27 protein-coding genes and 1 pseudogene are annotated in these 23,979 nt (G+C 51.1%); 15 read left to right on the plus strand and 13 right to left on the minus strand.

Features of this window, described 5'->3' with window-relative positions; genetic code table 11:
- Nucleotides 1–87 precede the first annotated feature (87 nt).
- On the minus strand, nt 88–1,008 hold the full coding sequence (locus AACS05_RS08835; protein WP_045441601.1) for a Kdo(2)-lipid IV(A) acyltransferase: 921 nt from the start codon (nt 1,006–1,008) through the stop codon (nt 88–90).
- Between the two features lie 220 nt (nt 1,009–1,228).
- On the opposite strand from AACS05_RS08835, the gene trhO reads away from it, so the two are divergent.
- Complete coding sequence (gene trhO / locus AACS05_RS08840) at nt 1,229–2,281, plus strand: oxygen-dependent tRNA uridine(34) hydroxylase TrhO (RefSeq protein WP_045441604.1); 1,053 nt, start codon at nt 1,229–1,231, stop codon at nt 2,279–2,281.
- A 77-nt stretch (nt 2,282–2,358) separates the two neighbouring features.
- Here trhO and AACS05_RS08845 read toward each other — a convergent pair whose 3' ends face one another.
- The 9 genes from AACS05_RS08845 to mdtH form a co-directional block, all read right to left on the minus strand.
- Complete coding sequence (locus tag AACS05_RS08845) at nt 2,359–2,934, minus strand: YceI family protein (protein ID WP_045441607.1); 576 nt, start codon at nt 2,932–2,934, stop codon at nt 2,359–2,361.
- Nucleotide 2,935: 1 nt separating this feature from the next.
- Nucleotides 2,936–3,502, minus strand: a complete 567-nt coding sequence (locus AACS05_RS08850) for a cytochrome b (RefSeq protein ID WP_045441618.1) — start codon at nt 3,500–3,502, stop codon at nt 2,936–2,938.
- A 262-nt stretch (nt 3,503–3,764) separates the two neighbouring features.
- Nucleotides 3,765–3,878 (minus strand): YceO family protein, encoded by a 114-nt coding sequence (locus tag AACS05_RS08855; protein WP_003846814.1) that lies wholly within the window; start codon nt 3,876–3,878, stop codon nt 3,765–3,767.
- 50 nt (nt 3,879–3,928) lie between these two features.
- On the minus strand, nt 3,929–5,047 hold the full coding sequence (gene solA, locus AACS05_RS08860; RefSeq protein ID WP_045441622.1) for an N-methyl-L-tryptophan oxidase: 1,119 nt from the start codon (nt 5,045–5,047) through the stop codon (nt 3,929–3,931).
- Between the two features lie 114 nt (nt 5,048–5,161).
- Complete coding sequence (bssS, locus tag AACS05_RS08865) at nt 5,162–5,416, minus strand: biofilm formation regulator BssS (RefSeq protein WP_045441625.1); 255 nt, start codon at nt 5,414–5,416, stop codon at nt 5,162–5,164.
- 340 nt (nt 5,417–5,756) lie between these two features.
- Nucleotides 5,757–6,002, minus strand: coding sequence for a DNA damage-inducible protein I (dinI, locus tag AACS05_RS08870; RefSeq protein WP_045441628.1), 246 nt, complete (start codon nt 6,000–6,002; stop codon nt 5,757–5,759).
- A gap of 75 nt (nt 6,003–6,077) precedes the next feature.
- On the minus strand, nt 6,078–7,124 hold the full coding sequence (gene pyrC, locus AACS05_RS08875) for a dihydroorotase (protein WP_045441631.1): 1,047 nt from the start codon (nt 7,122–7,124) through the stop codon (nt 6,078–6,080).
- A gap of 104 nt (nt 7,125–7,228) precedes the next feature.
- The gene (locus AACS05_RS08880) at nt 7,229–7,789 is read right to left on the minus strand and encodes a lipoprotein (RefSeq protein ID WP_045441634.1); all 561 of its coding nucleotides are present in this window, start codon (nt 7,787–7,789) and stop codon (nt 7,229–7,231) included.
- Between the two features lie 115 nt (nt 7,790–7,904).
- Complete coding sequence (mdtH, locus tag AACS05_RS08885) at nt 7,905–9,113, minus strand: multidrug efflux MFS transporter MdtH (RefSeq protein ID WP_045441637.1); 1,209 nt, start codon at nt 9,111–9,113, stop codon at nt 7,905–7,907.
- A gap of 259 nt (nt 9,114–9,372) precedes the next feature.
- Between mdtH and rimJ the strand changes: the two genes are divergently transcribed.
- The 4 genes and pseudogenes from rimJ to murJ all read left to right on the plus strand — a co-directional run bounded on the left by rimJ (nt 9,373) and on the right by murJ (nt 13,341).
- The gene (gene rimJ, locus AACS05_RS08890; RefSeq protein WP_045441640.1) at nt 9,373–9,957 is read left to right on the plus strand and encodes a ribosomal protein S5-alanine N-acetyltransferase; all 585 of its coding nucleotides are present in this window, start codon (nt 9,373–9,375) and stop codon (nt 9,955–9,957) included.
- Nucleotides 9,958–9,992: 35 nt separating this feature from the next.
- A complete protein-coding gene (locus tag AACS05_RS08895; RefSeq protein ID WP_045441643.1) occupies nt 9,993–10,640 on the plus strand; it encodes a YceH family protein in 648 nt (215 codons plus the stop codon).
- A 1-nt stretch (nt 10,641) separates the two neighbouring features.
- On the plus strand, nt 10,642–11,565 hold the full coding sequence (locus AACS05_RS08900) for a Gfo/Idh/MocA family protein (RefSeq protein ID WP_045441646.1): 924 nt from the start codon (nt 10,642–10,644) through the stop codon (nt 11,563–11,565).
- A gap of 239 nt (nt 11,566–11,804) precedes the next feature.
- A pseudogene (gene murJ, locus AACS05_RS08905) lies at nt 11,805–13,341 on the plus strand (murein biosynthesis integral membrane protein MurJ).
- A gap of 44 nt (nt 13,342–13,385) precedes the next feature.
- On the opposite strand, the gene flgN reads toward murJ, so the two are convergent.
- From flgN to flgA, 3 genes are all read right to left on the minus strand, one after another.
- The gene (gene flgN, locus AACS05_RS08910) at nt 13,386–13,808 is read right to left on the minus strand and encodes a flagella biosynthesis chaperone FlgN (protein WP_045441649.1); all 423 of its coding nucleotides are present in this window, start codon (nt 13,806–13,808) and stop codon (nt 13,386–13,388) included.
- A 3-nt stretch (nt 13,809–13,811) separates the two neighbouring features.
- Nucleotides 13,812–14,105, minus strand: coding sequence for a flagellar biosynthesis anti-sigma factor FlgM (gene flgM / locus AACS05_RS08915; protein ID WP_045441651.1), 294 nt, complete (start codon nt 14,103–14,105; stop codon nt 13,812–13,814).
- A gap of 92 nt (nt 14,106–14,197) precedes the next feature.
- Entirely contained in the window at nt 14,198–14,857 is a 660-nt protein-coding gene (gene flgA, locus AACS05_RS08920; RefSeq protein ID WP_045449563.1) for a flagellar basal body P-ring formation chaperone FlgA, read from the minus strand.
- 157 nt (nt 14,858–15,014) lie between these two features.
- Here flgA and flgB point away from each other — a divergent pair, with 157 nt between their 5' ends.
- The 10 genes from flgB (at nt 15,015) to flgK (ending at nt 23,973) form a co-directional block, all read left to right on the plus strand.
- Complete coding sequence (flgB, locus tag AACS05_RS08925) at nt 15,015–15,431, plus strand: flagellar basal body rod protein FlgB (protein ID WP_045441653.1); 417 nt, start codon at nt 15,015–15,017, stop codon at nt 15,429–15,431.
- A gap of 3 nt (nt 15,432–15,434) precedes the next feature.
- Nucleotides 15,435–15,839, plus strand: a complete 405-nt coding sequence (gene flgC, locus AACS05_RS08930) for a flagellar basal body rod protein FlgC (protein WP_045441655.1) — start codon at nt 15,435–15,437, stop codon at nt 15,837–15,839.
- An 11-nt stretch (nt 15,840–15,850) separates the two neighbouring features.
- The gene (gene flgD, locus AACS05_RS08935; protein ID WP_045441657.1) at nt 15,851–16,549 is read left to right on the plus strand and encodes a flagellar hook assembly protein FlgD; all 699 of its coding nucleotides are present in this window, start codon (nt 15,851–15,853) and stop codon (nt 16,547–16,549) included.
- Between the two features lie 26 nt (nt 16,550–16,575).
- Nucleotides 16,576–17,862 (plus strand): flagellar hook protein FlgE, encoded by a 1,287-nt coding sequence (flgE, locus tag AACS05_RS08940; protein ID WP_045441659.1) that lies wholly within the window; start codon nt 16,576–16,578, stop codon nt 17,860–17,862.
- 20 nt (nt 17,863–17,882) lie between these two features.
- Entirely contained in the window at nt 17,883–18,638 is a 756-nt protein-coding gene (locus tag AACS05_RS08945; protein WP_045441661.1) for a flagellar basal body rod protein FlgF, read from the plus strand.
- A gap of 13 nt (nt 18,639–18,651) precedes the next feature.
- Nucleotides 18,652–19,434: a flagellar basal-body rod protein FlgG gene (gene flgG, locus AACS05_RS08950; RefSeq protein WP_045441663.1), complete on the plus strand. Its 783-nt coding sequence runs from the start codon at nt 18,652–18,654 to the stop codon at nt 19,432–19,434.
- 57 nt (nt 19,435–19,491) lie between these two features.
- Nucleotides 19,492–20,190 carry a flagellar basal body L-ring protein FlgH gene (gene flgH, locus AACS05_RS08955; protein WP_032939885.1) on the plus strand — a complete coding sequence of 233 codons (699 nt, stop codon included), beginning with the start codon at nt 19,492–19,494 and terminating at the stop codon, nt 20,188–20,190.
- Nucleotides 20,191–20,223: 33 nt separating this feature from the next.
- Nucleotides 20,224–21,300 (plus strand): flagellar basal body P-ring protein FlgI, encoded by a 1,077-nt coding sequence (locus tag AACS05_RS08960; RefSeq protein WP_233617170.1) that lies wholly within the window; start codon nt 20,224–20,226, stop codon nt 21,298–21,300.
- Complete coding sequence (gene flgJ / locus AACS05_RS08965) at nt 21,300–22,250, plus strand: flagellar assembly peptidoglycan hydrolase FlgJ (protein ID WP_045441680.1); 951 nt, start codon at nt 21,300–21,302, stop codon at nt 22,248–22,250. Before AACS05_RS08960 ends, flgJ begins: the two co-directional genes overlap by 1 nt.
- Before the next feature lie 64 nt (nt 22,251–22,314).
- On the plus strand, nt 22,315–23,973 hold the full coding sequence (gene flgK / locus AACS05_RS08970) for a flagellar hook-associated protein FlgK (protein WP_045441683.1): 1,659 nt from the start codon (nt 22,315–22,317) through the stop codon (nt 23,971–23,973).
- The last annotated feature ends 6 nt before the right edge of the window (nt 23,974–23,979 follow it).

Genomic DNA, 23,979 nt, shown 5'->3' on the forward strand with positions numbered 1-23,979 from the left:
CCTGGTTTATAGGCGCTGCAATGCGGATAGCAGTTAAACCTAAAGAGGTTATCTGAGGTGTTGCAGCCCGGCGGGCTGCAAGGCGTTTCAGTAAAGGGAAGGGGCACCTTCAGGACGTGTTTTAAAGCGACGGTGTAGCCACATATATTGCTCCGGTGCCATCATGATGCACTTCTCAACAATTGTATTCATCCAGGCAGCAGTGGTCTCTGCGTCGTCCAGAGGTGGGGAACATTCCGGAGGCAGCATAATCAGTTGGTACCCTTTGCCGTCGGGTTTACGGCGGGGAACAAACGGTACCAGACATGCATTGGACAGACGTGAAAGCATCCAGGTCCCGGAGGTCGTTGCGGCTTGTTCAACGGCAAACAGAGGAACAAATACGCTGGATCGCGGACCGTAGTCATGATCTGGCGCATACCAGACCACTTCACCTTTTTTCAGCGCTTTGATCATCCCTTTCAGGTCTTTGCGATCGAGCATTGATTTATTGGAGCGCATACGCCCCCAGGTTTGTAGCCAGTCGAGAAGTGGGTTGTCATTGGGGCGATAAACGCCGATCCCGGGTTCCTGTAAGCCAAACTGACGAGCACCCAGCTCAAGCGTCAGAAAGTGCAGCCCGACAAGCAGGATCCCTCGCTTCTGCGCCTGAACGTCACGGATATGTTCCATTCCGATAACTTCAGTCCAGCGTGAAATTCGGCGATCGGACCAAAACCAGGCCATTCCGGTTTCTATCACGCCCATACCTACAGATTCGAAGTTTTTTACCACCATCTGCTGGCGTTCCTGTTCACTCATCTGCGGGAAGCACAGCTCGAGATTCCGGGAAACAATCTTTGCCCGACGCTTCATTACACGTAATGCCAGGTGACCTAATGCACAGCCTAACTTATAGAGGAGCGGATAGGGTAACTGCACGATCAACCAAAGGATGCCAATACCTGCCCAGGTTAACCAATAACGTGGATGCAATAATGCAGTCGAGAACTTGGGTAAATTCGTCATGTCTATCCTGTCTTTAAACGACCAATTCCCTGTATTGTCGCATTTTTTCGCGCGTATCAAAAATTTGTGACGCAGGAACGGTCATTAAATCATCATTTGTTGTTGTGTTTTTATCGTGAAGTATGAAATGTAGCGTAAAATGTGTGGATGTAAATTGGCGATGTTTGCTTTATGATGCCGGCCGATTTTCAATTTTTACTTCCTGCAGGATACGTACACCATGCCAGTGTTACACAACCGCATTTCGAATGACGCGCTCAAAGCCAGGATGCTGGCAGAGTCTGAGCCGCGAACGACAATCTCGTTCTATAAATACTTCAACATCGTCGAGCCTCAGCACACGCGTGATGCGCTGTACCAGATGTTCACCGCGTTAAATGTCTTCGGACGGGTTTATCTTGCGCATGAAGGGATTAACGCACAAATCAGCGTGCCGCAAAGTAATGTTGAGAGATTCCGCGATCAACTTTACGCTTTTGATCCTGCATTTGCCGGACTTCGTCTGAATATTGCACTGGATGATGACGGAAAATCATTCTGGGTACTGCGCATGAAGGTCCGTGATCGAATTGTGGCTGATGGTATCGATGATCCTGGCTTTGACGCCAGCAATGTTGGTGATTACCTGAAAGCTGCAGAAGTGAACGCCATGCTCGACGATCCAGACGCGGTATTTATTGATATGCGCAACCACTATGAATACGAGGTTGGCCACTTCGATAATGCGCTGGAAATTCCTGCAGACACTTTCCGCGATCAACTGCCGAAAGCCGTCGAAATGATGCAGGAACATAAAGATAAAAAAATAGTGATGTACTGCACAGGTGGAATTCGTTGTGAGAAGGCCAGTGCCTGGATGAAACACAACGGATTCAGCAAAGTATGGCACATTGAGGGGGGCATTATTGAATATGCGCGTAAAGCGCGTGAGCAGGGGCTACCCGTGCGTTTTATCGGCAAAAATTTTGTATTTGATGAACGTATGGGAGAGCGAATCTCTGAAGATGTGATCGCGCATTGTCATCAATGTGGTGTGGCATGCGACAGCCATACTAATTGTAAAAATGATGGCTGCCATTTGCTGTTTATTCAGTGCCCGGCATGTGCAGGCAAGTATAAAGGCTGTTGCAGCGAACTGTGCTGTGAAGAAAGTGAATTGCCAGAAGAAGAACAACGCCGCCGTCGTGCTGGTCGCGAAAATGGCAATAAAATCTTCAATAAATCTCGTGGTCGCCTGAATACGAAACTGGGTATTCCGGATCCAGCGTCATAACATTGTGCCGCATGGGACATAAAGTCTTATCCGGCATGCAAAACTCACTTTGCAGGCCGGATAAGACGCGCGAACAATTACTTCTGCTGTACGCCTTCCACCGAAATGATTAAATCGACTTCCTGCGAAGCAGGGCCGAGATCGGTGGTGATGTTGAAATCTTTCAGCTTAATTTTTCCTTGTGCTTCAAAACCTGCGCGCGTACCACCCCACGGATCGCCACCTTGTCCTATCAGCTTTGCATCCAGCGTTACCGGTTTGGTCACGCCGTTAAGGGTCAGATTCCCGGTGATATCAAGCTCGTTACCCTCTTTCTTCACGCTGGTAGAGGTGAAGGTCGCCTGTGGAAATTTAGCGACATTGAGGAAATCTGCGCTTCGCAGGTGTTTATCACGTTCAGCGTGATTGGTGTCAACGCTGTTGGTGTTAATGGTGACATTTACTTTATCGGCGGCAGGATTTTTCTCGTCGAAGGTAAACGAGCCATCGAAGTCTTTAAATGTGCCGTACAGCCAGCTGTATCCCAGATGCTGAATACGGAAATTAACAAAGGCATGTTGTCCCTCTTTGTCGATTTTGTAATCTGCCGCGATTGCAGAACCGGTGGTGAATAACAGAGAGGTGAGGGCGAGCCCCAGCAGGCTTTTCTTCATTTTATGCTCCAGAGTCAGATGACGATCTTCCCAACATGCGATTAAGGGTATCGTCGTTATCGATAAAGTGATGTTTCAGGGCCATCAGGCCATGCAGAAGGGATAAAACCACTACGCTCCAGGCCAGCCAAAGATGCAGACTACCGGCAAGATCGGCCTGTGCTCCCGCGTCAGCGAGCGTGGCGGGAATTTCAAACCAGCCAAAAACACTGATAGCTTTACCGTCAGCGGTAGAAATCAGATAACCGCTGATCACAATAGAAAACAGCAGGATATATAACGCGAGGTGGCCCAGTGCCGCAGCGAGGCGAGTTAAACGGGAATAGCTTTTCAGCGCCGGGGGCGGAGGGGAGAAAATCCGCCAGGCAATGCGGATGACCAACCCCATCATGAGGAGTACACCGATGCTTTTATGCAGTTCCGGGGCCTGGTGGTACCAGCCATCGTAATAGCTGAGTGTTACCATCCATAAACCCAAACCAAACATGCCATACACGGCAATAGCAATCACCCAGTGTAATGTCGCAGATACGACGCCATAGCGCTGTGGACTATTATTGAATTGCATAAACACACCGATAGATATTACAGGAGTGAATGAAAATGGCGTGAAAAAGACATTAATGCAACTAATAAATAACAATGGTGATGATATTTATTTTTAATTCAATAAATTTGATTTATTTACAAGGTAAACATCAGCGGATTAGTGTGAGTGGGCAGATTATGGCTTAATTTAAGGATGTTTGTTGGTTTGTTTGTTATTCAGTTTATTGCAATGAAAATTAAGAAATTCTAAATTTTTGTCAATTACTGTCAGTATTCTTTGGTCAGAAAAACATAATATATATAACGTCCATAATGGCCAGCAGTGACCATAAAATAATGTAGAGCATAAAATGCTCGCGAATATTATTAACCAGGTAATGAAAGATGCGACGCATCAAAAGTATTCCTTAAATAGAAATGGCCTCACAGAGAGGCCATTTAGTGATTATTGTTTAAAACGGGTAAGTTTGAAAGGGGACAGGTCAAAGGCTGACGGTTTGTCCTGGGCGAAATCCGCAGCGATCTCCCCCAACACGGAGGCAAATTTGAAGCCATGACCGCTCAACCCGGTAATGATTAGCGTATTGTCATGCTCTGGCAGCGTATCGATAATAAAGTCTTCGTCCGGAGAGTTATCGTAAGTGCAGGACGCACCATGCAGGCAACATCCAACACCGGGCAGAATAGTACGCAGGAATGGGAAAGCTTCGGAACCATCGCTGGCAACTGCGGCAAACGGTTTACGCTCTTCGGCGGAATGGATGATCTGCCCGCCGTTATGTTTACCAATCTTCAGCTCGTCATTTTCAGCCGGGAAACCGTAATACTGATCGCCATTCGGCAACTCACCGGTAAATGCCGGGAATTTGTTTTTAATGCTGTAGCGCCCGTCTGCCTGGTACCATGCAAACACTTTGCGCACCGGTTGTATTGGCAGTTCGGGCACCAGTGCCTGAACCCAGGTTCCGGTGCTAATCAGCGCTTTTTTAGCATGGTAGTCTCCGTCCGCTGTTTCAACCGTGACGCCATCATCATGATGATGAATTGCGGTGACAGGACATTTAAATAGCTGTGCACAGCCTGCTTCCTCAGCCAGACGGATCCAGGTTTTAATGGCTAGCTCACTGCGTAAAAAACCTGACTCTGCTTCAAACAAGCCAATATAGTTTTCAGGTACACGGATTTCGGGCCAGCGCGCCATAATCGCGGCTGCGTCCAGTTGCTCAACGTTTAGCTGCCACTGTTTTGCGCTTTGCGCCACGTTAGATAAGAAGGTTGAATCTGCCGGGCCGAGGTTGATAACACCTGAACGGACAAACACGGGTTCTTCATTTTGCGTGGAGAGTTCATCCCACAATGTCTGCGCACGCAGTACCAGCGGAACGTATTTTTCGCCTTCGCCATACGCATGACGAATTAATCGTGTGTCGCCGTGGTGGCTGCCCTGTTGATGTGGTGGCATATGTGCATCGATCATCAGAACATTCAGACCGGCGCGAGTGGCATAGTATCCAGCTGCGGCACCCACGGAACCGCTGCCAATAATGATTAAGTCGTATTTCATCCGCTTCTCTCTGCAATCGCGATAGTTGCAGGGTAAATAACTGACCAGCATTATTCAACCAGGAAATAAGAAAGGCACCGTTAAGGTGCCTTTTGATGGTTGGGTGCATCAGATTTAATGACGCTGATACTCATTCACTTGGTAATCGCCTGATTCAATTTTGGCGATTCCTGCTTCTAATATCGAAATAAATTGCCTGGCAACATCAGTGGTTAACCAGAGCGTTTGACCAATTTCAGTCCCATCCGGGTCCGGACGATTCGGGGTCTGGTAGTGCAAACGCAGCATCAGCGCATCATAGCTATCAACGGTGCTGATGTCCCATCCTACAAGCGGATGAGTCTGAATGACTTCATTATTCTTTTCCATCATGCCCCCTAATTCGTGTTACTAGACAACGGTTTTCGAGGTTCAATGCGTTTTTTCTGAAGCAACTTCAGTATATCAATAAATATGGGTATTCACTGGAAATTTAAAGAGGGAGACGCATAAATTTTATGTTTTAAGTGTTATCCGAACAATAAATCGGCACCTTATTCATATTTTTTTGGCATGTTATGCAGTTATTTTGATGCTCAGGCTAAAAGATAATCAGTTGCGTAAATAAACGTTACCCGTTTTGGTAGCAGGATTACGCTATTGATTAAAAGGCAATGTGTGTAAAAAAGCCGGGGCGACCCGGCAAATAAACATCACTGCATATCATTTATTATTCATTGATGAACCAGTCATCTGCGCTTTCCCATGTTTCCTGCAGGATCTCGCTGATGCGTTCTTTGTCCTCTTTGGTCGCGCCAATGACCGACAGATTGTTTGCGGTGGCATAACGAACGGTGACATTACCTTCGTTATCCGGGAAATGATGGTTAATACGGCGGGAGAGTTCACCTGCCAGGGCGTCAATCGCACCGGCAGGCAAAGGTGAAGTTTTAGCAATAGTGACTTCAATACGCATAATAGCCCCCTGTTGAATATACTGGTTATTTATACAGTTAACTTCAGTAATTGACAACAGTTGGCTATATTTTTTTTAGCTTTTTACAGACCAGCGTACCGTTTCTCCGCCGAGGAAGGGGACCAGTGTGTCATCTTCAAGCGCGATGCTCTCCGGTACCTGCTGTTCAATTCTAACCAGTTCAATAAAGGTTTCGTTAACCGGCAGTCCGTAGAATCGAGGGCCATTAAGCGAGCAGAAGGCTTCAAAATGGGCCAGAGCATTCATCTCTTCGAATACGGTGGCATAACTGCCCAGCGCGGTCGGTGCGTTAAAACAACCCGCGCAGCCGCAACTGGACTCTTTGCGATGACGTGCATGTGGTGCCGAGTCAGTGCCAAGGAATGCGCGGGTAAAACCGCTGGCGACCAGTTCACGCAGCGCCTGCTGGTGGATGTTACGCTTGAGGATCGGTAAGCAATACAGATGCGGGCGAATTCCGCCTACCAGCATATGGTTGCGGTTAAACATTAAATGCTGTGGCGTTATCGTTGCTGCGAGGAATTCATTCCCGTCACGCACGTACTCTGCTGCATCTTTGGTGGTGATATGTTCAAACACGACTTTCAGCGCGGTCAGGCGCTGACGCAATGGCTCCATCACAGTTTCAATAAAGCGCGCTTCGCGATCAAAAATATCGATGTCCGCATGGGTCACTTCGCCATGTACCAGCAATGGCATGCCGAGTTTTTCCATCCGCTCCAGCACTGGCATGATGGCATCAATAGATGTCACGCCGTGTGTGGAGTTGGTGGTGGCATTCGCCGGATAGAGTTTGGCTGCAGTGAATACACCTTCTTTGAATCCGCGCTCCAGCTCATTGGGATCCAGCGTATCCGTTAAGTAGCAGGTCATTAATGGGGTGAAATCGTGACCAGCAGGCACCGCGTCAAGAATGCGCTGACGGTACGCGATAGCGGCGTCAACCGTAGTGACAGGCGGTGCCAGGTTGGGCATGACAATCGCGCGCCCATAAATTTCACTGGTATAGGGCACGACAGTTTTTAACATGTCGCCATCGCGAAAGTGAAGATGCCAGTCGTCTGGGCGGCGGATCTTTAAAACCTGGGATGGTGCAGTCATCAATATGCTCCGGCTGAGGATAGTCATTTTTGCCGGAAACAAAGGATAAGCGGAAACGTTTTCGTTTGCACGAAAAAAAGGGTGCTGATGCACCCTCATTTTTATTAATCAGTAAACGGAATGATTATTTCTCCCGGTTTCACCTCAATACCTTTGGCCAGCTTTTTCGCCAGCGCTTCGCCGTTACTGCTATCTTCTCGCAGGATATAAGCCGGTTGCTGATTGAAATAATTCCGCAGCGACTGGTTTAAATAAGGCATCAGGGTTTGCAGAACCGATTGCATTTTTTCCGGTGTGACGGTTGCATCAACAACTTCCATCTCTTGCAGATAGATAGCGCCTTTTTCTTTGTTGAAGACCGGCAATGCTTTTAACTTCAGCTTCATGGTCGCTTTCTGACTGCCAAACAGGGAGTTCATATCCAGATTGGCATCCCCGGTCAGGGTCACTTTATTCGGCTCTTCACGACCGATCTGACTGGCGAGATTGCTCAGAACAATATGGGCTTCAGCAACACCGGGCAAGCCAATGTCTTTAGAAAAGTTATTGTGTTTCGCCAGCGCTTGATTAATTTCTTGCTCGCTAACCGTGTATTGCGTGAGTTGATTACAACCAACCAACAGGCCGCCGACAATTAGTGCAGCGGCAAAAAAAAACTTTTTCATGGGGTTCCTCAACATGATGCTTGTGGCGTAATCGTGACACAAAGCAGCATCTAGTACCAGCACGCCGGACACCAGCAGAAAAAACTGAAAATGTGTCCATGCGGCTGGCTAAATATCAGGCACCTGGCTCCAGCATACCGCGTGATGTGCGTTTGTGGCTGAACTGCCAGCCCAGAGCCAGAAAAGTGATAAGGCCGATAACCCCGAGCATCATCCATGGCAGTTCGGGTTGCGACAACGCTTTGCCCATGTCAAACAACCAGCCGCCGCCGATGTAACCTATTGCGCCGCCGATAGCTAATCCCAGCCGACTAAAGCCCATGTAACTCCCCCGAGCCCGCGCATTCGCCAGCGATGCGCTGAGCGTTTCCCGCGCTGGTTCCGCAATAATGGAACCGATATAGAACGTACAGATCAGAGTGAAAAGCTGCTGTAAATTACCGACCAGACCAATGGGCATCATACTGAGAGACATCACCAACAAACCGGCCATCAGGCGGTGTTCCAGGCGAAAACGCTTTTCACTCCAGCGAGCAATCGGGTAGAGCAGCGTTAAGGAGAGGCATGCTTCAATGGCATACATCCATTTCACGGCGGACGGTGAACCCGCAATATCGTTAACCATAATCGGTAGCATCAGCATGACCTGCACCGCCAGCATGTAATAACCCGCTAATGTCAGGACATAGGTGACAAATCGCTTGTCATGCATCACGTGACTCATCCCTTCGCGTACCGGAATTTTCACCGTCGACAGTTTCCACGCGGGGAGAAGCCAGGCATTAAAGGCTGCGCACAGGACAAACAAAATCGCGCCCGTGGCGCATACCAGTCGGAAGTCGTACTGTAGCAGCCAGCTTCCGAGTAACGCACCAACGACCGCGCCGGCACTATCCTGCATCATCAGGATAGAGAAGAAACGCCCACGTTTTTCCGGGCGGATCAGTTTGACCACCAGCGCGGAGCGGGGAGGATCGAACAGTGTGCCGCCTAATCCGGAGAGAAAACAGGAAAACCACAGCAGCCAAGGTTCATGGGCAATACCCATAGTGGCGAATCCGGCGGCGCGCATCAGCATGCCGGTGACAATCATCGGTTTTGCACCAAAACGGTCTGCAATCGCTCCGCCAAAAATACCCAGCCCTTGCTGAATAAATTGGCGTAATCCAAGTGCAATACCAACCATTACGGCAGCCCAGCCCATTTGGTCGACGAAACGAATAGAGATCAACGGGAATACGACGAAGAAACCCAGTACGACCAACATATTATCGATGAGCAGGAAATATTTACCCAGGTTCCTCGCCTGCGAAACTTGCGACATTTCCCCTCCAGGGAAAAACTCGTCACTCTGATTAGAGTTTAAAAGATAAGCACCTCCTATTCTGCGGTGTCGTCTGATCTTTTCCCACCCCTGGGGAAACAATATTTTTTTATCAAAAGCCAGTCTTGATAGAGAGTTTTCATCAAAATGTGTGAATAATTCAAAAAATGATGTTTTGCTCTTTTCACAGGGTGTATTTGCACAGGTATAGTATCGCAAATAGCGTATTGAAGACGTTACGGGAAGGAGTAGGTATAGAATGTTTGGCTATCGCAGTAACGTGCCAAAAGTGCGCTTAACCACGGACCGCCTGGTCGTGCGTTTAGTGCATGAGCGTGATGCCTGGCGTCTGGCAGATTATTACGCAGAAAATCGTCATTTCTTAAAACCCTGGGAACCTGTTCGCGATGAAAGCCACTGTTATCCTTCTGGCTGGCAGGCGCGTCTGAGTATGATCTCTGAATTTCATAAACAAGGGTCTGCTTATTATTTTGCGTTGCTCGATCCAGAAGAGAAAGAGATCATCGGCGTCGCGAACTTCTCTAACGTCGTGCGTGGATCTTTTCATGCATGCTATCTCGGTTATTCCATTGCGCAGAAGTGGCAGGGACAGGGGCTGATGTATGAAGCCTTAACCGCGGCCATTCGTTATATGCAGCGCTCACAGCATATTCACCGCATTATGGCGAATTACATGCCACATAATAAACGTAGCGGCGATTTGCTGGCGCGGCTTGGTTTTGAAAAAGAAGGGTATGCCAAAGACTACCTGCTGATTGACGGGCAGTGGCGCGATCACGTGCTAACAGCGTTGACAACATCAGAATGGACCCCGGGTCGCTAAGTTTCAGCTGTATTGGCTGATTAATGGAGAAGACGATGAAATACGAATTAACCGCCACCGAAGCCCGCGTGATTGGCTGTCTGCTGGAAAAGCAGGTAACAACGCCAGAACAATATCCGCTCTCCGTGAATGGCGTTGTGACCGCCTGCAATCAAAAAACCAATCGTGAACCGGTGATGAACCTGTCGGAATCGGAAGTGCAGGACCAACTGGATAACCTGGTTAAACGGCATTTTCTGCGTACTGTAAGCGGGTTTGGTAATCGCGTAACCAAATACGAGCAACGCTTTTGTAACTCAGAGTTTGGCAACCTGAAGCTCAGTGCAGGAGAAGTGGCGTTAATTACGACGTTGTTATTGCGCGGCGCACAAACGCCCGGAGAGTTGCGTAGTCGAGCATCCCGTATGTATGAATTCAGTGACATGGCAGAAGTTGAATCGACTCTGGAGATACTGGCCACTCGTGAAGATGGTCCTTATGTTGTCCGTCTGGCACGTGAACCCGGTAAGCGCGAAAGCCGTTATATGCACCTGTTTTGCGGTGAAGTTGATGAGCCGATCGCAACGGCAGATGAATCTCCGGCTGCTTCTGGTGGTTTGCAGGCGCGCGTCGAGGCGCTGGAAACTGAAGTGGCAGAGCTAAAACAGCGGCTCGATTCGCTACTGGCGCATCTGGGAGACTAATGTGAAAAAATTACGTATCGGTGTTGTCGGGCTGGGCGGCATTGCGCAAAAAGCCTGGTTACCCGTCCTTGGCGCGGCTCCGGAGTGGACACTACAGGGAGCCTGGTCACCTTCGCGGGAAAAAGCAGAGCGTATTTGCGAAACCTGGCGGATGCCATACGTTGATTCACTGGCGAATCTGGCGGCAACCTGCGATGCCGTTTTTGTCCATTCCAGTACCGCAACACATTATGCTGTGGTGAGTGAATTGCTTAATGCCGGGATCCATGTTTGCGTGGATAAACCCCTGGCGGAAAATTTGCGCGATGCTGAACAACTGGTGGCACTCGCGGCGCGGAAAAAACTGACGCTGATGGTGGGTTTCAATCGCCGGTTTGCGCCGCTTTACCGGGATTTAAAAGCGCAGTTAGGTGATGCTGCCTCTGTCAGAATGGACAAGCATCGTACGGATAGTGTTGGGCCGCACGATCTGCGTTTTACGCTGTTGGATGATTATCTGCACGTCGTGGACACCGCGCTGTGGCTGTCCGGGGGAGAGGCTTTGATAAATAGCGGTACGCTGTTGACCAACGAATCCGGGGCGATGCTTTATGCCGAACACCATTTTTCTGCGGGTCAGGTGCAAGTAACCACCAGTATGCATCGTCGGGCGGGCAGCCAACGAGAAAGTGTACAGATGGTGATGAACGGAGGATTAATAGACGTTACTGATATGCGGGAATGGCGTGAGGAGCGTGGACAGGGCGTAGTACACAAGCCGGTTCCAGGCTGGCAAACAACCCTGGAACAACGTGGCTTTGCCGGATGCGCGCGTCACTTTATTGAATGCGTGCAAAATCAGACGGTTCCTGAGACGGCGGGTGAACAGGCGATTCTGGCTCAGCGCGTGGTCGAAAAGCTGTGGCGGGATGCCATGGCTGAATAACCCCCTGTAACATCTGGCGGTAGTAATTCATCGTAATCCAGGTACTATATGCCCACTCAAAATAACTCCTCTTTCTAACAGTGAATGATGGCAACCTGTGGGGTGAACTGTTTGCCTGATAAGACTTTTATGCGTCTCCATCGGGTGCGGTGATGTTGCTGGATGACCGCTTAAATGCGTTATCTGGTCTACGGTTTCGCCATGCGGGGTTTTGCTCCAGGGTCTGGAATATAAAATAGATGAATTTATTAAAGTCGCTGGCGGCCGTCAGCTCGATGACGATGTTTTCACGCGTGCTGGGTTTTGCGCGTGATGCGATTGTCGCCAGAATTTTTGGCGCAGGGATGGCGACAGATGCCTTTTTTGTGGCATTCAAACTTCCTAACCTGCTGCGTCGAATTTTTGCTGAAGGCGCGGTTTTCTCAGGCGTTCGTGCCAATTCTTGCAGAGTACAAAAGTAAGCAGGGTGAAGATGCCACCCGTGTGTTCGTCGCCTACGTTTCTGGGCTGTTGACGCTGGCGTTGGCGGTGGTTACGGTTGTCGGGATGCTCGCAGCGCCGTGGGTGATTATGGTCACCGCGCCTGGCTTTGCCGATACGGCCGACAAGTTTGCGCTTACCACTCAACTGCTGCGGATAACCTTTCCCTATATTCTGTTAATTTCGCTGGCCTCGCTGGTGGGCGCTATTCTTAACACCTGGAACCGTTTCTCCATTCCGGCGTTTGCACCGACGTTTCTGAACATCAGCATGATCGGTTTTGCGCTGTTTGCTGCACCTTATTTTAACCCGCCGGTACTGGCGCTGGCCTGGGCCGTCACCGTAGGTGGGGTATTACAACTGGTTTACCAGCTCCCGCATTTGAAAAAAATTGGTATGCTGGTGCTGCCGCGCGTGAACTTTCACGATGCCGGTGCGATGCGCGTCGTAAAGCAGATGGGCCCGGCAATCCTGGGCGTATCTGTCAGCCAGATTTCCCTGATCATCAACACAATTTTCGCCTCATTCCTGGCTTCAGGATCGGTTTCATGGATGTACTATGCTGACCGCCTGATGGAGTTCCCGTCAGGCGTCCTGGGCGTTGCTCTGGGGACCATTCTGCTGCCATCGCTGTCCAAGAGTTTTTCCAGCGGAAATCATGATGAATATTGCCGACTGATGGACTGGGGGCTGCGCCTGTGCTTTCTGTTGGCACTACCCAGTGCTGTGGCGTTGGGGATCCTGGCAAAGCCGCTGACGGTTTCCCTGTTCCAGTACGGTAAATTTACTGCATTTGATGCTTTGATGACCCAGCGCGCTCTGGTGGCGTACTCGGTTGGTCTCATTGGATTGATCGTAGTGAAAGTGCTTGCGCCTGGGTTTTACTCGCGTCAGGACATTAAAACTCCGGTGAAAATCGCCATTGTGACGCTGATTATGACTCAGGTGATGAACCTGGCGTTTATCGGCCCGTTAAAACATGCCGGACTGTCGCTCTCGATTGGTCTGGCGGCATGTCTGAACGCCTCACTGCTGTATTGGCAACTGCGTAAACAGAAAATTTTCACCCCTCAACCTGGCTGGGGCTGGTTCCTGGCGCGTCTGGTGATTTCTGTACTGGTCATGTCTGCGGCGCTCGTAGGCATGCTTTACATCATGCCGGAGTGGTCGCAGGGAACGATGCTGTGGCGTCTGCTGCGTCTGATGGCTGTTGTCGTTGTTGGTATTACAGCCTACTTTGCTGCGCTGGCCGTTCTGGGCTTTAAAGTGAAAGAGTTTGTACGCCGGACAGCGTAACAGAAAGGGGGAGTTGCCGTCAGGTGGCTCCCCTTATCGCAATATCAGATAGAGATTTTTTTCCCGCCGCGATGCGTCGCAGAGGTTTGGCCATTAGCGCCATACAGAGTCGGTTCCTGGTGCGGTTTCAGCACCTTGATCGCCTGTTGATTACGCTCGATCTGCCCTTCCAGGAGCCAACCATTATGTTGGTTGAGATCGCGTAAATGCTGTGTTTTGTTCGTGATGGTCTGCCAGCGCTCGGCTATCTCATCGTTGGCGCTGCGCGTCGAGTCGTGCTCGAGACGTCGCTGCTGTTCCAGATAATCCAGGGTCGCCAGTAAAGAGCTTTTTTCTTCTGTAATACGCTGTAGCTGGCTACCGTTGATATGGCCCGCGGAAAGCTGCTGCTGTTCAGCATCCATCACTGTTTTCAGGTCATTGAGGACGGTCGTCATCTGATCAAGTATTTCTGACAAGCGAGTCATACTTTATTTACTCTGTAGGTAGCTCTGTGCCTCGCGGATCAGCGAGTCTGCAATTTTCCCAGTGTCCATTTTCAGCTCACCGTTACGGATCGCGATTTTCAATGCTTCAACACGCTCCATATTGATGTCATTGGTACCGGGTTGCATCAGCTTGGCCTGAGCGTCGCTTAACATCACACTGGTGCTGTTGGTCGCTGATGTTTTTTCCTTCCGCGCTTTTTGTACCGGCGTGTCGCTGGTTTCGCGTGGTTGGACAGTGCTTACTGGCTTCAATGGTGAGGTACGATCAATGCTCATTTTTTTATCCTCATCGAGGGGTTACGCTATAGCGACCCGCTTTAATCATTGGTTGATTATCTATCGGCATCCGCTAAAAAATCTTTAACCTATTATAGGTTAATAAGAATATTCCCATCAGAATCGACGACTCCGCTCACCACCTGTCCTGAAAGCATCCGCACTCTCGCGTTTTGCGCGACGGCCGCATTATTAAGCGCTTTACCTTCTGCATTCACGCGAAAGCCCTCGCCGTTTGCGATAACCAGAACGCGCTGGCCGGCTTTTATCCGCCATGCCTGACGCAACATCGTCAGCTGTAGCGGCTGGCCAGAGACCAGGTCGCGTAGGCTTACGGCATCCTGGACCTGATTAATATCCAGAACGGTTCGTGGCGGAAGTTGGTCCAGCCGACCGCGTTTTAAGGTCACGCTGGATGCGTTAAGCGCGCTGCCTCGTGCAATGGGAGCGGCGGCGACAACGTAGTTGCCCGTGGCTTGTACATTCACCTGTAGGTAGCGTTTTTCATTGGGACACCTGGCCAGGACGTTCACATTGCCCCATAACTTCGCGCTTCCAGCTACGCTCAACGTCGGCTGCTCACAGCCCGGTCGCAGGTTAGGCGGTGTGCGAACAGTGACAACCACTTCATCACTGAACCCCGACAGCCGTTCTGAAAACCATGCCGTTAACTGCGAATTGAGGTCTTGCGCCAGCGTCAGGGGACTGAACAGCAGCGCTGCCACGGCTATTCCTCGTTTAAACGTTTGCATCAAAACCTCATGCTTTTTCAGGTAGTGACTGGATTTTACCTGTGTGACGCAGTCATCAACGCAACAAATAGCGACGCATTTTGCGTTTATTCCGACGATAACGCGCGCGTGATGGGATTTAAGCTGTCGGCTGAATTTTGTCATTTGCGGAGGAGATATGCTCGATAAGCTCGACGCCGCCTTACGTTTTCAACAAGAAGCGCTGAATCTGCGCGCCCAACGCCAGGAAGTATTAGCGGCCAACATTGCCAATGCCGACACGCCAGGGTACCAGGCGCGCGACCTGGATTTCGCCAGTGAGTTAAAAAAAGTCATGGTGCGAGGACGGGAAGAAACCGGCGGTGTCTCGTTGACGCTGACCTCTGCACAACATATTCCGGCCCAGACCACCTCGGCTCCCACCACGGAGTTGCTCTATCGCATCCCAGACCAACCGTCCCTGGATGGCAACACGGTTGATATGGATCGGGAACGCACACAGTTTGCGGACAACAGTCTCAAGTATCAGATGGGGCTTACCGCATTGGGTGGACAAATCAAAGGCATGATGAACGTGCTGCAAGGAGGGAACTAATTCGTGGCGCTGTTAAATATTTTTGATATCGCAGGCTCCGCGCTGACGGCGCAATCCCAGCGCCTGAACGTCGCGGCCAGCAACATGGCGAATGCGGACAGCGTGACCGGACCCGATGGCCAGCCGTATCGCGCGAAGCAGGTTGTTTTTCAGGTCGATGCAGCGCCGGGTGCGGCTACCGGCGGCGTAAAAGTCGCTGACGTCATTGAAAGTCAGGCGCCAGATAAGCTGGTTTATGAACCTGGCAATCCGCTGGCCGATGCAAATGGTTACGTAAAAATGCCGAATGTGGACGTGGTCGGGGAGATGGTCAACACCATGTCAGCCTCGCGTAGCTATCAGGCAAACGTTGAAGTGCTCAACACAGTGAAAAGCTTGATGCTTAAAACGCTGACGCTAGGCCAGTAAAGGAGGCGCACATGTCAATTGCTGTAAAAATGAATGACCCGAGCAGTACGGGCGTTAATGCTGCCAGTAGCAAAAGTTCGCTGACAGGCAGCAATGCTGCCGATCTGCAAAGCAGCTTTCTGACGCTCCTGGTTGCACAGCTGAAAAACCAGGATCCGACCAATCCTATGCAAAACAATGAGCTGACCACCCAGCTGGCGCAGATTAGCACCGTGAGCGGTATTGAGAAGCTGAACACCACGCTGGGCTCGATCTCCGGACAAATCGACAACAGTCAGTCGCTGCAGGCCAGTACCCTTATCGGCCACGGTGTCATGATCCCGGGGACCACTATCCTTACCGGCAAAGGAACGGAAGAGGGAGCAACGACCACCACTACGCCGTTTGGCGTTGAACTGCAGCAGCCAGCAGATAAGGTCACCGCGACCATTACCGATAAGGACGGTAAGGTCATTCGCACCATTGAGATCGGTGGGTTGAAGGCGGGTGTGCATACCTTTAGCTGGGACGGCACCATGACAGATGGCACGGCTGCGCCGAACGGCTCTTACAACGTAGCGATTTCCGCCAGCAATGGTGGTACGCAACTCGTGGCGCAGCCTCTTCAGTTTGCGCTGGTGCAGGGGGTTATTCGCAGTAATGGCGGTAATACGCTGGACCTGGGCACCTATGGAACCACCACCCTCGACGAAGTACGGCAAATAATCTAAGCCTTCACACTTATCAGGAGTAAGTCATGGCCTTTTCTCAAGCGGTCAGCGGTCTGAACGCTGCAGCGACCAACCTCGATGTCATTGGTAATAACATCGCCAACTCCGCCACCTATGGTTTTAAATCCGGTACGGCCTCATTTGCGGATATGTTTGCCGGCTCTAAAGTGGGTCTGGGTGTTAAAGTTGCGGGTATAACCCAGGACTTTACCGATGGCACTACGACTAACACCGGACGTGGTCTGGATGTTGCCATCAGCCAAAACGGTTTCTTCCGCATGGTCGACAGCAACGGTTCAGTGTTTTACAGCCGTAACGGCCAGTTCAAGCTCGATGAAAACCGCAATATCGTCAACATGCAGGGGCTGCAATTGACAGGTTATCCGGCCACCGGGACACCGCCAACGGTTCAACAGGGCGCTAACCCGGCACCGATCACCATCCCGAATACCCTGATGGCGGCAAAAGCCACGACCACTGCGTCAATGCAGATCAACCTGAACTCAACTGACAAGGTCCCGTCAAAAGCACCATTCAACCCGAGTGATGCGGATTCGTACAACAAAAAAGGCACCGTTACCGTTTTCGATAGCCAGGGTAATGCCCATGACATGAATATTTTTTATGTCAAAACTACGGATAACAAATGGGATGTCTATACCCAGGATGCCAGCGTTGCCGGGTCAGTCGCCACTAAAAATGCTGTGATGAATTTTAGTGCTAACGGCACGCTGGCCTCAGTGAATAACTATGTTGAAGAACCAGTAGATCCGCTAGATCCAACTGGACCTAAACACCTGGTTGAAGGTCCTGCTAACGCTCAACCGCAGATTCAGATCACTACCGGTGCCATCAATGGCGCGGTTCCGGCTGGTTTCTCTCTCAGCTTCCTGAACTCTATGCAGCAAAACACGGGTGCCAACAACATCGTTGCCACCAACCAGAATGGTTACAAACCGGGCGATCTGGTGAGCTATCAGATTAACAACGACGGTACCGTGGTGGGTAACTACTCCAACGAACAGAAACAGGTTCTGGGGCAGATCGTGCTGGCTAACTTTGCCAATAATGAAGGTCTGGCTTCTCAGGGCGATAACGTCTGGGCCGCGACACAGTCCTCTGGCGTGGCACTGCTCGGTACTGCAGGTACTGGTAACTTCGGCAAACTGACTAACGGTGCGCTGGAATCATCAAACGTAGATTTGAGTAAAGAACTGGTGAACATGATCGTCGCGCAGCGCAACTATCAGTCGAATGCGCAGACTATCAAAACCCAGGATCAGATCCTCAACACGCTGGTCAACCTGCGCTAAGCGCCTGACGGGATGGCTTAATGGATCACGCAATATATACCGCCATGGGCGCAGCCAGTCAGACGCTAAATCAGCAGGCGGTGACGGCCAGCAACCTGGCAAATGCCTCCACGCCGGGTTTCCGTGCGCAGCTTAACGCGCTGCGTGCGGTACCTGTTGAAGGACTCTCTTTGCCAACGCGTACGCTGGTGGTGGCTTCAACGCCGGGGGCCGATATGACGCCTGGCCAGATGGACTACACCTCTCGTCCACTGGACGTGGCGTTGCAACAGGATGGCTGGCTGGCGGTGCAGACCGCTGACGGTAGCGAAGGGTATACCCGCAATGGCGCAATTCAGGTGAGCCCGACCGGTGAACTGACGATTCAGGGACATCCGGTGATTGGCGAAGCCGGGCCAATAGCGGTTCCGGAAGGGTCGGAAGTGACCATCGCTGCTGACGGGACGATTTCCGCACTCAACCCAGGCGATCCGGCGAATACGGTAGCACCAGTGGGGCGTTTGAAGCTGGTGAAGGCAACAGGGAGTGAAGTGCAACGTGGTGATGACGGTATGTTTCGTCTGAACGCGGCTGCACAGGCGACCCGTGGACCGACGTTGCAGGCTGACCCAAGCATCCGCGTAATGTCGGGTGTGCTGGAAGGCAGTAACGTCAAACCGGTTGCCGCGATGAGCGACATGATTGCCAGCGCTCGCCGCTTCGAAATGCAGATGAAGATTATCAGTAGCGTGGATGATAACGCGGGTCGTGCCAACCAACTGCTGTCGATGAGTTAATACAGGACATTTTATGATCAGTTCATTATGGATCGCCAAAACCGGCCTGGATGCGCAGCAAACCAACATGGATGTGATTGCCAACAACCTGGCAAACGTCAGTACCAATGGTTTTAAACGTCAACGTGCGGTGTTTGAAGATCTGCTGTACCAGACGATTCGTCAACCTGGCGCGCAGTCTTCGGAACAGACCGTACTGCCTTCAGGCCTGCAAATCGGTACCGGTGTGCGTCCGGTTGCGACTGAGCGTTTACACAGCCAGGGCAACCTGTCACAGACCAACAACAGCAAAGACGTTGCTATTAAAGGTCAGGGATTTTTCCAGGTCATGCTGCCGGATGGTACCTCAGCTTATACCCGTGATGGTTCTTTCCAGGTAGATCAGAATGGTCAGCTGGTGACGGCGGGTGGTTTTCAGGTTCAGCCTGCTATCACCATCCCTGCAAACTCGCTGAGCATCACCATTGGGCGAGACGGCATCGTCAGCGTTACGCAGCAGGGGCAAGCTGCACCTGTTCAGGTAGGACAGCTCAACCTGACCACTTTTATGAACGATACCGGTCTGGAAAGCATTGGTGAGAATCTGTACACCGAAACGCAATCCTCCGGCGCGCCGAATGAGAGTACACCGGGGCTTAACGGCGCGGGGCTACTTTATCAGGGCTATGTTGAAACCTCTAACGTGAATGTGGCGGAAGAGCTGGTGAATATGATCCAGGTTCAGCGCGCTTATGAAATCAACAGTAAAGCGGTATCTACCACCGATCAGATGCTGCAGAAACTGACGCAACTCTAAAGTGTTGTCCGGCGGGGCGGGTGTCTCGCCGGCACACTGATTTTGAAGATGAAGGCAATGCGAAAATACGCGCTTCACCCTTACCCGATTTTAGCCCTGTTGGTGGTTTCGCTGACAGGATGCGCCTGGATCCCGGCCACTCCGCTCGTGCAAGGCGCGACGTCTGCCCAACCGATCCCTGGCCCGACGCCGGTCGCGAACGGCTCTATATTCCAGTCGGCACAGCCGATTAACTATGGCTATCAACCGCTATTTGAAGACCGCCGTCCACGTAATATTGGCGATACGCTGACCATCGTATTGCAGGAAAATGTCAGCGCGAGCAAAAGCTCTTCCGCTAACGCCAGCCGTGATGGCAAGACTAACTTCGGCTTTGACACGGTGCCACGTTATCTGCAGGGATTGTTTGGCAACGAGCGTGCCGACGTGGAAGCTTCTGGCGGCAATACCTTCAATGGTAAAGGTGGCGCGAACGCCAGTAACACCTTTAGCGGCACATTGACGGTGACCGTTGACCAGGTTCTGGTGAATGGCAATTTACACGTTGTGGGTGAAAAACAGATCGCCATCAATCAGGGCACTGAATTTATCCGTTTCTCCGGGGTCGTTAACCCGCGCACCATCAGTGGCAGCAACTCCGTTCCGTCAACTCAGGTTGCGGATGCGCGTATTGAATATGTCGGTAACGGCTATATCAACGAAGCGCAGAATATGGGCTGGTTGCAGCGTTTCTTCCTTAATTTGTCGCCGATGTAAGCGGGGTATCCAGTGATTAAAGCTCTTGTTGGAATGGTACTGGTGCTGTCAGCCACGTTTGCTCATGCCGATCGTATACGTGATCTGACCAGCGTTCAGGGTGTACGTGAAAACTCACTGATTGGCTATGGGCTGGTGGTGGGGCTGGACGGTACGGGTGACCAGACAACTCAGACGCCATTCACCACGCAAACGCTCAATAACATGCTCTCCCAATTGGGGATCACCGTTCCGACCGGAACTAACATGCAATTGAAAAACGTGGCGGCGGTGATGGTTACGGCATCATTCCCGGCATTTGGACGTCAGGGACAAACCATTGATGTAGTGGTCTCTTCAATGGGTAACGCCAAAAGCCTGCGCGGTGGCACGCTGCTGATGACCCCTTTGAAAGGAGTCGATAGTCAGGTCTATGCGCTGGCGCAGGGGAATATTCTGGTTGGTGGCGCGGGGGCTTCAGCAGGAGGCAGTAGCGTACAGGTTAACCAGCTTAATGGTGGGCGTATTACCAACGGGGCCATCATTGAACGTGAATTGCCCAGCCAGTTTGGTGGCGGCAACACCATTAATCTGCAGCTCAATAATGAAGATTTCACTATGGCGCAACAGATTACCGACACCATCAACCGCTCTCGTGGTTTTGGTAGCGCCACCGCGCTGGATGCGCGGACGATTCAGGTGCGTGTGCCCAGCGGTAATAGTTCACAGGTACGCTTCCTGGCCGACATTCAGAATATTGAGGTAAACGTTACGCCGCAGGATGCGAAAGTGATTATTAACTCGCGTACGGGCTCCGTGGTGATGAACCGCGAAGTCACGCTGGACAGCTGTGCTGTTGCGCAGGGTAATCTGTCGATTACAGTTAATCGCCAGGCTAACGTCAGCCAGCCAGATACGCCGTTTGGCGGTGGCCAAACCGTGGTGACGCCGCAAACCCAGATCGATCTGCGCCAGAGCAGTGGTTCGTTGCAAAGTGTGCGTTCCAGCGCCAATCTGAACAACGTTGTACGCGCGCTTAATGCCCTCGGCGCAACGCCAATGGATCTGATGTCCATTCTGCAGTCAATGCAGAGCGCAGGTTGCCTGCGTGCCAAACTGGAAATCATCTGATGATTGGCGATAGCAAACTGCTCACCAGTGCTGCCTGGGATGCACAGTCGCTGAACGAACTGAAAGCGAAAGCGGGCCAGGATCCGGCGGCGAATATCCGTCCGGTTGCTCGCCAGGTGGAAGGGATGTTCGTGCAGATGATGCTGAAAAGTATGCGTGAGGCGCTGCCGAAAGACGGTGTGTTTAGCAGCGACTCCACGCGTTTGTACACCAGCATGTATGACCAGCAAATTGCCCAGCAGATGACTGCAGGTAAAGGACTGGGGCTGGCGGAAATGATGGTTAAGCAAATGACAGAGGGTCAGGCGCAGCCTGCTGATGATGCGCCGCAGGTGCCAATGAAGTTCTCACTGGAAACGGTGACCAGCTATCAAAATCAGGCACTGACCCAACTGGTCCGTAAAGCGATCCCCAGAACGACAGAAAGCAACGATGAGCCGCTGTCGGGCGACAGCAAAGACTTCCTGGCCCAGCTTTCGCTACCGGCAAAACTGGCAAGTCAGCAGAGCGGTGTACCCCATCATCTGATTCTGGCGCAGGCCGCGCTGGAATCCGGATGGGGACAGCGACAAATTCGTCGTGAGAACGGTGAGCCAAGCTTTAACATTTTTGGCGTGAAGGCCTCGGGAAGCTGGAAAGGACCGACAACCGAAATCACCACTACCGAATATGAAAACGGTGAGGCGAAAAAGGTGAAAGCCAGATTCCGCGTCTATAGCTCTTATCTTGAGGCGTTGTCGGATTATGTCGGGTTAATCTCGCGTAATCCGCGCTACGCGGCGGTGACCGTTGCCGCAACCGCAGAGCAGGGGGCACAGGCGCTGCAGAACGCAGGTTACGCCACCGACCCTAATTATGCGCGTAAATTAACCAGTATGATCCAGCAGCTGAAATCAATGAGTGAGAAAGTGAGTAAAACCTACAGTACGAATCTCGACAATCTCTTTTAAATAGCTCAAGTCTACAAAACCGCTGCCGATAATAACGAGTATTGAAGGATTACAAGGAACCTCCATGTCCAGCTTGATCAATAACGCCATGAGTGGACTCAGCGCAGCGCAGGCCGCGTTGAACACGACCAGTAATAACATCAACAGCTATAACGTCGCCGGTTACACTCGGCAAACGACAATTATGGCGCAATTGAACAGCACGCTGGGGGCGGGGGGCTGGGTTGGCAATGGTGTTTATGTTTCTGGCGTGCAGCGTGAGTATGATTCATTCATCACTAATCAGTTACGTGCAGCGCAGAATCAGAGTAGCGGTCTGACGACACGTTATGAACAAATGTCGAAAATTGACAATCTGCTTTCCAGTAAAACCAGCTCAATTTCGACTTCAATGCAGGGTTTTTTCACCAGCCTGCAAACACTGGTCAGTAACGCAGAAGATCCGGCGGCACGCCAGGCGCTGATTGGCAAAGCCGATGGTTTAGTCAATCAGTTTAAAACGACTGACCAGTACCTGCGCGATCAGGATAAACAGGTAAATATCGCTATCAACGCCAGCGTTGACCAGATCAATAACTATTCGAAGCAAATCGCCAGTCTAAACGATCAAATCTCCCGTTTGACCGGCGTTGGCGCAGGTGCATCACCTAACGACCTGCTTGATCAGCGTGATCAGCTCGTGAGCGAGTTGAACAAGATTGTGGGTGTGGAAGTCAGCGTTCAGGACGGTGGCACTTACAACGTGAACATGGCGAATGGTTATTCGCTGGTGCAGGGCAGCAATGCCCGTCAGCTCGCGGCGGTACCTTCCAGTGCCGATCCTTCTCGTACCACTGTGGCGTATGTTGACAGCGTTGCCGGAAATATTGAAATTCCAGAGAAACTATTGAATATCGGTTCGCTGGGTGGACTGTTGACGTTTCGCTCTGAGGAGCTGGACCAGACGCGTAATACCCTGGGCCAACTGGCACTCGCCTTTGCAGATGCGTTTAATACGCAGCACAAAGAGGGATTTGATGCCAACGGTGATGCGGGCAAAGATTTCTTTGCCATCGGCAGCCCGTCTACATACAGTAATGCCAAAAATATCGGTACAGGCTCGTTAACGGCAAAAATTACTGACAGCTCCGCTGTTCAGGCTACTGATTATAAAATCGTTTTTGATGGTACAGACTGGCAGGTCACCCGTCTGGCAGACAATACCAGCTTTAAAGCTACTGTTACCGGCGGGAAAATGTCCTTTGACGGGATGGAGATAACGGTAGGTGCTGGCGCGAAAGCGAACGATAGCTTTACTCTGAAACCTGTGAGCAATGCCATCGTTGATATGAAAGTTATGGTGACCGATGAGTCGAAAATCGCCATGGCCGAAGTCTCCAAAAATGACCTGGATCCAGATAAGGACAAGGGAAAAAGCGATAACCGCAACGGTCAGAAACTGTTGGATCTGCAAACTAAATCCACCGTTGGGAATAAAACCTTTAACGACGCGTACGCTACGCTGGTGAGCGATGTTGGCAACAAAACTGCCACGCTTAAAACCAGCAGCACCACACAGAACAATGTGGTTACGCAGCTCTCTAATCAGCAGCAGTCTATTTCCGGGGTTAACCTCGACGAAGAGTACGGTAACTTGCAGCGCTTTCAGCAGTATTATCTGGCTAACGCCCAGGTCCTGCAAACTGCGAACTCACTCTTTGATGCACTTCTGAATATTCGCTAAGGGAGA

The sequence above is a fragment of the Citrobacter sp. S-77 genome (assembly GCF_963864895.1).
GTDB lineage: Bacteria > Pseudomonadota > Gammaproteobacteria > Enterobacterales > Enterobacteriaceae > Citrobacter > Citrobacter murliniae.

Bases quoted from the DNA above. Each gene is read 5' to 3' on its own strand.
- AACS05_RS08855 (WP_003846814.1), bottom strand. From the start codon at position 3,878: ATGCGTCGCATCTTTCATTACCTGGTTAATAATATTCGCGAGCATTTT.
- flgJ (WP_045441680.1), top strand. From the start codon at position 21,300: ATGATTGGCGATAGCAAACTGCTCACCAGTGCTGCCTGGGATGCACAG.
- flgM (WP_045441651.1), bottom strand. From the start codon at position 14,105: ATGAGCATTGATCGTACCTCACCATTGAAGCCAGTAAGCACTGTCCAA.
- mdtH (WP_045441637.1), bottom strand. From the start codon at position 9,113: ATGTCGCAAGTTTCGCAGGCGAGGAACCTGGGTAAATATTTCCTGCTC.
- AACS05_RS08895 (WP_045441643.1), top strand. From the start codon at position 9,993: ATGAAATACGAATTAACCGCCACCGAAGCCCGCGTGATTGGCTGTCTG.
- AACS05_RS08850 (WP_045441618.1), bottom strand. From the start codon at position 3,502: ATGCAATTCAATAATAGTCCACAGCGCTATGGCGTCGTATCTGCGACA.
- flgD (WP_045441657.1), top strand. From the start codon at position 15,851: ATGTCAATTGCTGTAAAAATGAATGACCCGAGCAGTACGGGCGTTAAT.
- flgA (WP_045449563.1), bottom strand. From the start codon at position 14,857: ATGCAAACGTTTAAACGAGGAATAGCCGTGGCAGCGCTGCTGTTCAGT.
- pyrC (WP_045441631.1), bottom strand. From the start codon at position 7,124: ATGACTGCACCATCCCAGGTTTTAAAGATCCGCCGCCCAGACGACTGG.
- bssS (WP_045441625.1), bottom strand. From the start codon at position 5,416: ATGGAAAAGAATAATGAAGTCATTCAGACTCATCCGCTTGTAGGATGG.
- AACS05_RS08835 (WP_045441601.1), bottom strand. From the start codon at position 1,008: ATGACGAATTTACCCAAGTTCTCGACTGCATTATTGCATCCACGTTAT.
- AACS05_RS08960 (WP_233617170.1), top strand. From the start codon at position 20,224: ATGGTACTGGTGCTGTCAGCCACGTTTGCTCATGCCGATCGTATACGT.
- flgK (WP_045441683.1), top strand. From the start codon at position 22,315: ATGTCCAGCTTGATCAATAACGCCATGAGTGGACTCAGCGCAGCGCAG.
- flgE (WP_045441659.1), top strand. From the start codon at position 16,576: ATGGCCTTTTCTCAAGCGGTCAGCGGTCTGAACGCTGCAGCGACCAAC.
- flgH (WP_032939885.1), top strand. From the start codon at position 19,492: ATGCGAAAATACGCGCTTCACCCTTACCCGATTTTAGCCCTGTTGGTG.
- solA (WP_045441622.1), bottom strand. From the start codon at position 5,047: ATGAAATACGACTTAATCATTATTGGCAGCGGTTCCGTGGGTGCCGCA.
- dinI (WP_045441628.1), bottom strand. From the start codon at position 6,002: ATGCGTATTGAAGTCACTATTGCTAAAACTTCACCTTTGCCTGCCGGT.
- flgN (WP_045441649.1), bottom strand. From the start codon at position 13,808: ATGACTCGCTTGTCAGAAATACTTGATCAGATGACGACCGTCCTCAAT.
- AACS05_RS08945 (WP_045441661.1), top strand. From the start codon at position 17,883: ATGGATCACGCAATATATACCGCCATGGGCGCAGCCAGTCAGACGCTA.
- AACS05_RS08845 (WP_045441607.1), bottom strand. From the start codon at position 2,934: ATGAAGAAAAGCCTGCTGGGGCTCGCCCTCACCTCTCTGTTATTCACC.
- AACS05_RS08880 (WP_045441634.1), bottom strand. From the start codon at position 7,789: ATGAAAAAGTTTTTTTTTGCCGCTGCACTAATTGTCGGCGGCCTGTTG.
- flgB (WP_045441653.1), top strand. From the start codon at position 15,015: ATGCTCGATAAGCTCGACGCCGCCTTACGTTTTCAACAAGAAGCGCTG.
- rimJ (WP_045441640.1), top strand. From the start codon at position 9,373: ATGTTTGGCTATCGCAGTAACGTGCCAAAAGTGCGCTTAACCACGGAC.
- trhO (WP_045441604.1), top strand. From the start codon at position 1,229: ATGCCAGTGTTACACAACCGCATTTCGAATGACGCGCTCAAAGCCAGG.
- flgG (WP_045441663.1), top strand. From the start codon at position 18,652: ATGATCAGTTCATTATGGATCGCCAAAACCGGCCTGGATGCGCAGCAA.